This window comes from Ruegeria sp. (genome assembly GCF_965199275.1).
Lineage (GTDB): Bacteria > Pseudomonadota > Alphaproteobacteria > Rhodobacterales > Rhodobacteraceae > Ruegeria.
This window is the reverse complement of record NZ_CBDAQX010000001.1, coordinates 1-12143: the sequence shown is the minus strand read 5'-3', so window position 1 is coordinate 12143 and position 12143 is coordinate 1. Positions and strand designations below refer to the sequence as shown.

7 protein-coding genes and 1 pseudogene are annotated in these 12143 nt (G+C 52.6%); 5 read left to right on the top strand and 3 right to left on the bottom strand.

Annotation, left to right across the window (positions count from 1 at the left end):
- Positions 1 to 72: 72 nt before the first annotated feature.
- From tnpC to ACOERD_RS00020, 5 genes and pseudogenes are all read left to right on the top strand, one after another.
- Positions 73 to 1227 (top strand): annotated as a pseudogene (gene tnpC, locus ACOERD_RS00040) (IS66 family transposase); the annotation flags it as partial.
- 1 nt (position 1228) lies between these two features.
- Positions 1229 to 1441 carry a Uma2 family endonuclease gene (locus tag ACOERD_RS00035; protein ID WP_419737604.1) on the top strand — a complete coding sequence of 71 codons (213 nt, stop codon included), beginning with the start codon at positions 1229 to 1231 and terminating at the stop codon, positions 1439 to 1441.
- A 198-nt stretch (positions 1442 to 1639) separates the two neighbouring features.
- On the top strand, positions 1640 to 2440 hold the full coding sequence (locus tag ACOERD_RS00030; protein WP_419737603.1) for a hypothetical protein: 801 nt from the start codon (positions 1640 to 1642) through the stop codon (positions 2438 to 2440).
- A 13-nt stretch (positions 2441 to 2453) separates the two neighbouring features.
- On the top strand, positions 2454 to 7358 hold the full coding sequence (locus ACOERD_RS00025; protein ID WP_419737602.1) for a DEAD/DEAH box helicase: 4905 nt from the start codon (positions 2454 to 2456) through the stop codon (positions 7356 to 7358).
- 165 nt (positions 7359 to 7523) lie between these two features.
- The gene (locus ACOERD_RS00020) at positions 7524 to 8948 is read left to right on the top strand and encodes an ISL3 family transposase (RefSeq protein WP_419737601.1); all 1425 of its coding nucleotides are present in this window, start codon (positions 7524 to 7526) and stop codon (positions 8946 to 8948) included.
- 418 nt (positions 8949 to 9366) lie between these two features.
- On the opposite strand, the gene ACOERD_RS00015 is transcribed toward ACOERD_RS00020, so the two are convergent.
- From ACOERD_RS00015 to istB, 3 genes are all read right to left on the bottom strand, one after another.
- On the bottom strand, positions 9367 to 10548 hold the full coding sequence (locus tag ACOERD_RS00015) for an ISNCY family transposase (protein WP_419737600.1): 1182 nt from the start codon (positions 10546 to 10548) through the stop codon (positions 9367 to 9369).
- A 139-nt stretch (positions 10549 to 10687) separates the two neighbouring features.
- Positions 10688 to 11236 (bottom strand): hypothetical protein, encoded by a 549-nt coding sequence (locus ACOERD_RS00010; protein WP_419737599.1) that lies wholly within the window; start codon positions 11234 to 11236, stop codon positions 10688 to 10690.
- A 189-nt stretch (positions 11237 to 11425) separates the two neighbouring features.
- Positions 11426 to 12143: IS21-like element helper ATPase IstB (gene istB / locus ACOERD_RS00005; RefSeq protein ID WP_419737598.1), on the bottom strand; the 718-nt coding region annotated here is incomplete at its 5' end.

Genomic DNA, 12143 nt, shown 5'->3' with positions numbered 1-12143 from the left:
CATAGGGAGGGGTCAAATTTGGACGCCGATTTCCCCGCTTAGGGGGTCAAAATTGCACGCTTTTCTACACGCAGTGAACGGCTGGACATCGTGCCCGCGCAGTTGCGTGTGATCGTAACGGTCCGTCCGAAATATGCCTGCCGGTCATGTGCTGGAGGCGTGAAACAAGCACCGGGACCATCGTGGCTGATCGAGGGCGGACTTCCGACCGAAGCGGCCATCGCGCACGTGTTGGTCAGCAAGTATGCAGACCACCTTCCTCTGTACCGTCAATCGCAGATACTTGTGCGCTCTGGCATCGACATTCATCGCGCCACGCTCGCGGGCTGGGTCGGAAAGGCCGCGTTCCACCTCAAGCCGGTTGTTGAGCGGCTGGCGGAACACCTGAAGTCTTCGACCAAACTGTTCATGGATGAAACCACGGTCCCAGTCCTCGATCCGGGAGAGGGTAAAACGAAAACCGGTTATTTCTGGACGTTGGCACGTGACGACCGATCCTGGAGGGGCGATGCACCACCAGGGGTTGTTTATTTCTATGCACCCGGTCGGGCTGGCGAAAACGCAGAGAAGTTTCTCAAGGGGTTCAACGGTGTTCTGCAGTTGGATGGGTATCAGGGGTATAATCGGTTGATGCGGCCAACGCGGAAAGGGGGCTCTCCGATCCGAGCCGCCTATTGTTGGAGCCACGCTCGCCGCAAACTGAAGGAGGTCTTTGACCGCGACAAGTCCGGGATCGCAGCAGAGGGCTTGCGTCGGATTGCCGAATTTTACGCAATTGAAACTGAAATTCGGGGCCTTCCACCCGAACAGCGCCTGTCTGCGCGCCAGACACAAACCGCGCCCTTGGTTGCCGAGTTCGGCACCTGGCTTCAGGAGCAGCGCCTGCAGGTCTCTAAAAAATCCAGACTTGGTGAAAAGCTCAACTACATTCACAAACATTGGGACGGCTTGCAGGTCTTTCTCAGTGACGGCCGGGTTGAGATCGACTCCAACAACGTCGAAAATCTCCAAAGACCAATTGCCCTTGGGCGGAAAAACGCACTGTTTGCGGGTCATGATGAAGGCGGCGCCAGTTGGGGCCGTATCGCATCTCTGATACAGACCGCGAAGTTGAACGGCGTGGAACCCAATGCATATCTGACCTCAACGCTCCAAAAAATAGCAGCCGGTCACCCCCAAAGCCGTATCGACGAGCTCCTGCCATGGAACTTTCAAAAGTCAAGCTGAAATGCCATGTGTGTGCCTCGTTACGCTTACGAACATCTATGCAAGAGAAGGTGTAGGATATCTTTGGTTTGTGGATCCGGATGGGCGAACCCTGGAGGCGTTTGAGCTGAAGGATGGAAAATGGGTTCTGATCGCCTCGCTGGCGAACGCAGACACCGTGTCCGTCCCACCCTTCGATGCGATCAGTTTTCCGCTATCAAATCTTTGGCCGTGATTGACGCCGGTGTAATCGTTAAGAGGTCTCACTGGGATTTTAGGGTGAAGGCTGAAAGTTTCATGGCAAGAGATCGTCAATGTGGCTTTTTACGGAAACACCCAACTTTCCGGATAGCGTAATTCATGGTTGATATTCACGAATAGTAAAGATATAAAATTCCGTAATATATGATTGCTTTGAGCGTGAGGAAAGTTGATGCAGCTTTTTGAAAAATTGGGGTTTGTGTGGAACCGATCAGCTGTTTCGGCAGGGCAAAGCACATCCGTGGAGCGTACTGCATTTCGTTATAAGAAAGCGCTTGCGGAATTCGTTTATGACGCTGGGGCGCTTGAGGGAAATCCGTTTACTTACCCAGAAGTACAGACCCTTCTCGATGGCATAGCGGTTGGTGGTCGCAAGCTTGAAGATCAGAAACAAATTCAATGCCTAGGAGAAGCTGCAAAGAGGCTATTCTCAATGGTTAATGACCGTGAGTTTCGCTTGGACAAATCTATATCCAACGAACTTCATCGGCTGGTGGGGGCTGATGAAGTCCTTGATCCCGGATATTTTCGTGGCGAAGGTGATCCCCTAAACCTTACTGTTTGGCCGAGCGTGTATCTGGGTAAAGAGGGACGGTATTGGCCCTTGCCAACTGAGGATGGAGCGCCGGAACTGAACCGGGTATTTTCTGAGGGAGTAGCTGTCTTGTCAAAAGAGGTTTCTGACGCGCGAGAGCGCGGAATGGCTTACTTCCTGTTTGGGGCCTTGCAACAATTCTATTTTGATGGAAACAAGCGCACTTCTCGTTTCATGATGAATGGCATTCTTATGTCTCATGGTGTCGATGCCATCTCCGTGCCAGCGGCTCGGTTGCAGGATTTCAACGAAAAAATGGTGCGATTTTTCATGGAAAAAGATGCAACAGAGATGATGCATTTCTTGATCGAGTGTCAGCCGCAGAGCGCGCCAAAACCCAAACCCGGAATCGTGCCCAGTTCCGGGTTGTCGATATGATTGATTGGCGGCAATGCAACTGAGTGCACTGTTGGAAACCTACCGTGCCGCCTCCACTAGCGAACGTGAAAAAGGCGAGTACTTTGAAAAACTAGTGCGTGTTTTCCTTGAGAATGACGACACGCAAAAGCAATTCTATTCTGCGGTTGTGCCCTTTGCAGAGTGGGCAAAGGCTCAGGGATGGAGCAATGCGGATACCGGTATTGATCTGGTAGCGACATTAGCAGATGGCTCCGGCTTTGCCGCAATCCAGTGCAAATTTTATGCACCTGATCGCAGCATCCAGAAGCCGGATATTGACAGCTTCATCTCAGCGGCATCTAACGACCTGTTCACACGACTGATTATCGCGGACACGACGCAGAAAGAGTTCGGGCGCAACGCCAGAGAAACGCTCGACAAGCTGTCAAAGGAATGGAATCGCATCGGCATCAATAATCTGGAAGCGAGCCGGATTGACTGGTCTCAGTTTGTCCACACTGGCACGGTCAGCGTTGCAGCCAAGAAAACACTTCGGGATCATCAGCGCGAAGCGTTGGAAGCTGTGGGCAAGGGCTTTGAAACAGCGGATCGTGGTAAGCTCATCATGGCTTGCGGCACGGGCAAGACATTCACCGGCCTGCGCATCGCTGAGACCCTTGCCGGACAGGGAAAACGCGTTTTGTTCATGGTGCCCTCACTGGCGTTGATGTCGCAGACGGTACGGGAATGGATAAACGACTGTCAGGAAGAGTTCACCGCCTTTTCGGCCTGTTCTGATACCAAGGTCGGGCGTAGGGCTGATGCCGACAGTCTCGATTTGAACGTACATGATCTGGCTTTCCCAGCTACAACCGACCCGGTGAAAATCGCGCGGCAGGTTGCGGATGCTCCTGCGGATCGCATGACTGTGGTGTTTTCCACCTATCACTCCATCGACGTACTGCCCCGCGCCCAGAAACAGCACAACTTGCCTGAATTTGATCTGGTGATCTGTGACGAGGCCCGCCGTACCACCGGCGTTACCTTAAAGGACGAGGACGATAGCAATTTCGTTCGCATCCACGACAATGCGTACGTCGCGGCGAAAAAGCGACTATACATGACCGCGACACCTCGAATTTTCGCGGACACAGCCAAACGCAAAGCCGACGACCACGATGCAGAACTAGCTTCGATGGATGATCCTGAAAAGTTTGGCGAAGATCTGTTTCATCGCGGATTTGGCTGGGCCGTCGTAAATGAACTGCTGACCGACTACAAGGTTGTCGTTCTGGCCGTAGACGAAGGGCTGATTTCCCAAACCATCCAGAACCGCCTCAAAGATGGGCCGGAGCTGACGCTGGATGACGCCACCAAAATCATCGGCTGTTATAAGGCCCTGACTAAAACTGACCTTGCCCCCGATTTAGAATTTGATCCGCGACCGATGAAGCGGGCTTTGGCCTTTTGTCAGAGCATCAAGAAATCCACGATCATCGAAGAAGAGTTCACCCAGGTTGTTGATGAATATATCGGCAATGATCTAATCGACGACAGTCGCCACCTTCATACCGAAGTTCGCCATATCGACGGCAGCTTTAATGCGAGCACACGCGAAGAAATGCTGAACTGGCTTAAGGCTGACGCGGGTGATGATACGTGCCGAATTTTGACCAATGCTAAGGTGCTGTCCGAAGGCGTCGATGTCCCTGCTTTGGACGCAATCATGTTTATGCACCCACGCAAGAGCCAGATCGACGTGGTGCAATCTGTTGGCCGCGTCATGCGAAGGGCCGAAGGTAAGAAACTGGGCTATGTCATCCTGCCCGTAGCCATCCCGCCTAATACCAAACCCGAAGATGCGCTGAATGACAACGAACGCTACAAGGTGGTCTGGCAAATCCTCAACGCCCTTCGTGCCCATGACGAGCGGCTGGATGCACGGATCAATCAGGCCGATCTTGGCGAAGACATCAGCGACAAGGTCGAACTGGTCAGCATCTCGTCAGAAAGCGAATTGAAAGAACTGACCGCCGTTGTCGATGATTTCGACACCAACAAAACCAAGGCCGAACGCGCCGGCGCTGGTATCGGCGATGATGCGCCGGAGCGCCACTATGTAGACGACAGCGCCCGGCAAGGCGCATTTGTGTTCGATGAATTCACCCGCGCCATCATGGCCAAGATTGTCGAGAAGTGCGGCACGCGCGAATACTGGGACAAATGGGCCAAGGACATCGCTGAAATCGCTCAGACCCATATCACCCGCATCACCGCTATCGTGGCGCAGGAGGGGCCGGAACGCACCGCCTTCCTTGCCTTTGTCGAGGAACTTCAGGACGATCTGAACCCCAAAATATCCGAGGCCGAGGCGATTGAGATGCTGGCCCAGCACCTTATCACCAAGCCCGTCTTTGACGCCCTGTTCAAAAGCAGCGAATTCACCAAGGAAAACCCGGTGTCCCGCGCGATGGAGATCGTGCTGGGGCAGCTTCACGAACACAATCTGGCGAAGGAATCTGAAAGCCTTGCCAAATTCTACGCCAGCGTGGAACGCCGCGCCGCTGATGTTGTCACAGCCCATGGGCGGCAGGAACTGATCCTGAAGCTCTATGACAGCTTCTTTAAGGGCGCGTTCCCGGTGCTGACCCAACGGCTGGGCATCGTCTATACCCCGGTTGAGGTGGTGGATTTCATCCTGCATTCCGTCAATGACGTGCTGAAAACCCAGTTCGGCCAGACGCTTGGATCAAAGGGCGTGCATATCCTCGACCCCTTCACCGGCACGGGCACGTTCACCACTCGCCTGCTGCAATCGGGGCTGATTTCGTCCGAAGAACTGGAGCACAAATACAAGCACGAGATTCACGCCAATGAGATCGTGCTGCTGGCCTATTACATTGCCGCCGTGAATATCGAGACCGTCTATCACGAGCTGGCGCACGGCGCGTTGAACGATGATGCCCCATATGAGCCGTTCAAGGGCATCCTGCTGACGGATACTTTCCAGATGTACGAACAGGAACGCGACATGATCGCCAACCTGCTGCCCGACAACTCGGAGCGTCGCACACGTCAGAAAGAACTGGATATCCGCGTTATCATCGGAAACCCGCCGTATTCGTCAGGGCAGAACAGTGCTAATGACAACGCCGCCAACATCGCCTATCCGCAATTGGACGCCAAAATCCGCGATACCTATGCGGCGGAGTCGACGGCGACGAACAAAAATTCTCTCTATGACAGCTACATCCGTGCGTTCCGCTGGGCCAGCGACCGGATTGGGGATGCAGGTGTCATGGCCTATGTATCCAACGCTGGATGGATAGATGGAAACTCGGCAGACGGGTTGCGCAAATGCCTGGCTGAAGAATTTAGCGACCTCTATGTGTTCCATTTGCGTGGCAATGCGCGGACCTCCGGCGAACAGCGCCGCAAAGAAAAAGGCAACGTTTTCGGTGAAGGGACACGTACACCTATCGCGATTTCCATTTTCGTCAAGAATCCAGATGCTGCCGAACATGGCCGCATCCATTTCCATGACATCGGCGATTACCTCGATCAGAAACAAAAGCTGGCGACTGTGTGTGATTTCCAATCCGTGGATGGCATCGCTCGCGCTAAAGGATGGAAAGCCATCACTCCTGACGAAAACAACGATTGGTTGGATCCGGTGGACCGAAGCTTCGACAAATTCATTCAAGCTGGAAGCAAAGACAAATCAAACACTCAGCCAACCGTTTTTGCGAACTACTCAAGAGGTGTAGCAACCGGTCGTGACGCTTGGGTATATAACAACTCCGCGTCCACGTTACGCGGCAAGATGACCCAGACAATTGAGTTTTATAACTCAGAAGTGGGAAGGTACTTGGCGTCAGGAGGCGGCGGAAAAGCAGATAACTTTGTGGATCTTGACCAAAAAAAGATTAGCTGGAACAGATCTTTGAAATGGGATTTGGAGAAAGCAAAATTTAGTGCCTTCGTACCTAGTCACCTAGTCCCAGCCATCTACCGGCCATTCGATAAGCAGCATATGTACTTCGATAGGCAATGGAATGATATGGTCTATCAAATGCACCGCCTTTTTCCCAAGCCAGAATTGGGAAACCGCGTGATTGCTCTGTCGGGTAAAGGCTTCAGGGGCAACTTTACCGCTCTAATGGCGGACACTCTTCCTAGCCTGAATTTTGCTGATATTGATAACAATCAGTGTTTCCCTCTATATCTTTACGAAGAGACCAAACCGGATGACGGTCTCTTTGCGGTTGACCAGCCGGAAACCGGCCTCACCCGTCGCGATGCCATCACCGATGACGGCCTTGCGCATTTCCAAACCGCATACCCGGGACAAGAGGTCAGCAAAGAGGATCTGTTTTATTACATCTATGGCCTGCTGCACTCGCCCGACTATCGCGTGCGGTTCAAAAACAACCTCGCCAAACAGCTCCCTCGCATTCCAGCGGTCAAAAGCTTTGATGACTTCGCCGTCTTCCGCGATGCAGGCCGTGCCCTTGGTGATCTGCATGTGAATTTTGAAAGTGTCGATCCCTACATGGTCACGTTTAAAGAGGGCGACCACCGCCTGATCTCCGAGACGCAGGACGACCCTGTCGCCTTCTACCGCGTCAAACATACGAACAAGTGGAAATGGGGTGGCAAGGGCAAGGAAAAAGACCTGACCACGGTAATCTATAATGACAACATCACCCTCCAGAATATCCCGCTTGAAGCCTATGACTATGTCATCAACGGCAAACCCGCGCTGGAATGGGTGATGGAGCGGCAAGTGGTCAAAACCGACAAGAAAAGCGGTATCGTCAACGATGCCAATGATTACGCCAACGAAACCGTTGGTAACCCGCGCTACCCACTGGAATTGTTCCAACGCGTCATTACCATCAGTCTGGAGACCATGCGGATCGTGAATAACCTGCCGCCCCTTAACATCGACAGCTAGTTACTTGCTTCCTGTCCACCCCGCGAGACAAGTCGAGCGAATAAGAAAGACAGGGCAATCAATAGAGGATTATTACTGTGACCATTCATCTGAGGCTTGATGAGAAATGGACTTGGGGATTACGAGTGTTCTTGTCGTACCCACACCCGGGTCATTGAAGCGCACATGGATATTCTTCAGCTGAATGACTTCGATCTGATCCGGTTCGCTGAGGAAGATCACGAGTTTCACATCTACGCCAAGCTCTCTTACGAAACGAGTCACTGCAAGCATTGCGGCAAATATGGTGTTGTTGGATTTGGTCGGCGTGAGCAAGTCATCAAAGATCTGCCGCGTCTTGGCAAACGGTCCTCAGTCTACGTCGAAACCCGCCGCTGGCGCTGCAAGCATTGCGGCAAAACTTTTTATGAAGAACTGCCTCATGTGGATGAAAAACGTCGCATGACTAATAGGCTCGTCCAGTGGATCGGCGAACAGGCGGTGCGAAGGACAAATTCAAGTGTGGCTGAAGACGTGGGTGTGGCCGAGGGAACCGTCCGGCTGGTCTTTGCGGAGTATGTTCAGCGAAAATACGCTGCCACGGGCTTTGCTACGCCGCGTTGGCTTGGCATCGATGGAATTCATCTGATTAAGCCGCGCTGTGTACTTATTAATGTCGAAAAGCTGACCGCATTTGATATCCTCAAAGGCAGGGATGAGACGACTGTCGCAGAGAGACTTGCATGCCTTGATCATCGCCAGAATATTGAACTGTTGACAATTGATATGTGGCGTCCCTACCGGGATGCCGCAGCAGCGGTCCTTCCGAATGCTGCAGTCGTCGTGGACAAGTTCCATATGATCCGGATGCTAAACGTCGCCTGTGAGACTGTCAGTAAGGCGCTCAGGGCCGATCTGACGCCTGCTGAACGCCGTAGGCTTGTGAATGATCACTTGCTGATTTTGAAGCGTGAACACCATCTCAGCGACAAAGAACAAATAACGTTATGCAGGTGGCTGGAGAACCAGCCTGTTCTGGCGCTGGCACATAAAATTAAGGAGGCCGGCTATCGCATCTATGATGCCAAGAGGCGCGATGATGCAAAGTTAGCTTTTGAGGAATGGTGTGCGGCCGTTCCACAGGAAATGAAAAGCGCATTTGGTGACTTTGAGCAGGCTTGGCGGGCCTGGAGTGAGGAAATCCTCGCCTATTTTGATTGCCACGCTAACAATGCCTACACAGAAAGCCTTAAAGTATTTCATGGAAGTAGTGGGGGTGTTTCTGCGTTTTGCTCTGAAAACGAACTTAGTAAACAACAGGGTCTCAAAGGATCCAGAAGGCGGCGTAATTACCTGATCAGCACAACCAAGCGCGGCGGTCGCGGCCACTCGTTCGAAGCACTGCGCGCAAAAGTGCTGTTTTCAGGGAGATCTGAGCATAAAGGCACGGGTCGTCAGGCATTCCCTCAAATGTTGAGACGTGATATCAACATGGCAAAAACAGCGCATGAGATGTGTGTTTCTGGACACTATGAGGCTCGATTTGGAACACCTCTCTCAACTTTTCTTGAAATTCTAAATGATAGCGGTTTTGATGGAGATCAATCATGAATTGCGGACGTGGTTTTTTGTAATGGTTCATTAAAATCGTGAGCATAGCGCCATGACTGTATCTTTCAGTTTTACAAAGAGCGCGAAATTCATTTGCCTCTGAAATTTCCATGCGAACCGTTACATTCTCCATATCAGGTTTTTTGCGTTTCTCCAAAGGCTGTTCCAAAGTTACTTTATTCAGATTTGGAGTTGCGTCACGTGCTGGCCAATTCGTTTGGATCGCGGCGAGCCGACTTGCTCTATCATCGCTGCCCGTCTCAGGCTTCGGTGCTTCTCTGTCGAGAACATTCTGAATTGTCCGGTGTAGGTAACATGCCAATTGTCCGCTTCAGTTGATTGCGCGGTGGCCCAATTCGGAGGGAGCCGTAGGCGACCGTAGATTTGGGCCACCGCGTTCGCGCCACGTCGAAGCGGGTCACGCGACTTTGTGTTTGCTATCCTCCTGTGTGATGGGTGATCCGTCAGGCTGGTAGCGGCCAATGCATCTCGGGCCGTGGAAGATGACCAGTTGACCATCGGGGTATTCGTGGACCCTGACCTTCGCCTTGACGAAATGATGACGGTGCCTGTCTGCCGCGATCTGCATGACCAGGCCCTTGTAGCGCACCGTATTGTCGTTGCCGACGACGCGGTCTTCCTGCACACACAGGGTGTCGCGCACATTGCCTGTAAACGGCACGAAGGCCGAGGTCGTATCCTCCGGCTCCCTTGCAAACAGGGCATTGTGTTCGGGAAGATAGACCTCTTTCAGGAACTGATTGGCCTCTTCAATGGTTGTGATCCCATGGGACCGCAGTTCCTGCGGCAATCGGTTCTGGAACGTGCCAAACATGCGTTCAGACCGTCCACGGGCCTGCGGTGAATAGGCCGGGATCAGCTCAATGCCGAGTTGCTGCAAGGCGCGCCCGACCTGGGTCAGATTGTCCTTGTCCACTTTGCCGCCCGCTTCGGGCGTATGCCAGTAATGAGAGCCCCGATCGGCATAGAGCGAGCAAAACAGACCTTGCGCCTCGATCACCTCTGTCAGCCCCTGAAAACTGCTCATCGTCCCTTCTTCCTCGACAAAGAATGCCGAATAAACCCGGTTGGTGGCATCGTCCATGGTGACGATCAGATCCCACCACTGACCCGGAACCCATTCATGGCTGGAGCCGTCCTGATGCAACATCATGCCAACCATCGGACGGCGGGGCCGCTTGCGCCGATGGGCACCTCGTCGGGGTGCTGCCTGAACCCGGCCGTGGCGCTGCAGTGTAAGCCGCACCCAGTTGTAGCTCTGTGTGAAACCATGGTGGGCCACCAGCTTCTCGTGGAAATGCTTCGGCGTGTAATCCCAGTACTTGGTATCAAACAGTTCAAGCATCTCCATGACCTTATCCGTGGCAACACGATTGTTGGCCAGTTTGCCAAGCCGACGGTCGTACAGACCTTCTGCACCATCCGCCTCAAATCGATCCTCCCAACGCCTGACGGTGCGCACGGATACACCCAGTATCTCAGCCGCCTGTTCTTGCGTCAGCTTGTTCGCGCTTCGCCGCGAATACACATCTTCAAACTTCATCAGTCGAACTTCCTGTAACACTTCTGCTCGGTTCATAACGCCTCCTCTCAGAGACAGAATAGAACCGGACAGATCGCATGTTACATACACCGGACATATCGCGTGTTAGCGACAAGGCTTCGGTGCTTCTCTTGTTTTCTTAATGGACGCAAGCGTATCTTGAGTATCCAGTTTCTTAGGCATGTTCTACCTCGTGGGAAATTTTTTCCAGAATTGAAATAATTTCATCGATCACAAGCTTTGCGTTTTTTCTGGCCTTATCAACTCCGGATACGTCTTCCATATCCAAATCATCTAAGCCACCACCTGCATTGTGTAAATTACTGTATGCTGTGCGCTCTTTAAGTTCCGCGGCCAAATGTTCAAACTGTCCGCGCATATCTAAATTAAGCGATTTAGCTAGCCGGGATTTAACGGCAGCTTTTGTTCGTGAAAAAAGCACCCTCGTTGGAATGGTTTTTTTGTAAAGTCGTGCAATGCTGCGAATTTCACTTATTGTCCCGACTGCGTCTTCGGCATCTTGTTGTTCATCAGCCATTGGTACAATCACTAGGTCGCTTTCTGCGGCGATCCTTGAGTTGAGTTCAGTCGCTGAACCTTCTGTATCTATTATAACAAACCCCGTTTTTTTACGCGCCTCTTCAATTTCGTCTGAGATGTGTGCTCGGCCTTTTGATATAATAATATTTAGTCTTTCAACGGCCTTTGGATTCTTGTTTGTCAATCGGCATTGAATAATGACCCCCCATCGGCGTCCAAATTTGACCCCCCTTGGAGCTAAGAGGGGCGTTGAGGGGGTCGTGTTTAGGTTGATTCAGGAGGGGGTGGACAGCAGGTCAAACCGAAAAGAGAGCGTAGCTCGACTGAAGGTTTGACCTGCTGTCTGTTTTGAATTTATTCCCCGATTTCGAGGTTAGTCGCGGTGGTTAATTCGCCAGCTTTCGTTCCCGGTTTCGATGATATCGCAATGGTGTGTCAGTCGATCCAGGAGAGCAGTGGTCATTTTGGCATCTGTGAACACACTCGGCCATTCAGCAAATGCGAGGTTGGTTGTTAGCAGAATAGACGTTCGCTCGTACAGTTTGCTGATGAGATGGAAGAGTAATCGTCCACCAGACTCTGCGAACGGCAGATAACCGAGTTCGTCTATAATCACGAGGTCGACGCGGATCAGCTGCTCGCTGAGCCGCCCGGCGTTGCCTTCGCGATGTTCAGCCTCCAGCTTGTTCGCGAGATCCACAGCGCTGAAGAACCTGACCCGCCGGCGGTTATTGACCGCGTGGCCCCCGATCGCTGTTGCGAGATGCGTTTTGCCCGATCCGGTTCCACCGACCAGCACGCCATTCCTAGCCTGGTCCATAAAATCGCCGTCATGAAGATTGCGCACGACTTCCTCGTTGACGGGGCTGACCGTGAAGTCGAACTCAGGTAAGGACTTGCAGACCGGGAACTTTGCGGCACCCATCTGATACCGGATCGAGCGCGCAGTCTTTTCGGCCAGTTCGGCCGTGAGGAGTTCGGCCACGACCTGTTGGGGCCGCCAGTTGTTTTTGGCTGCGGCCTGCATCACTTCGTCAAAGCAGTTGACGATGCCTGGCAACTTCAGTTGACGGGCAAGTTCGAGAATTTCC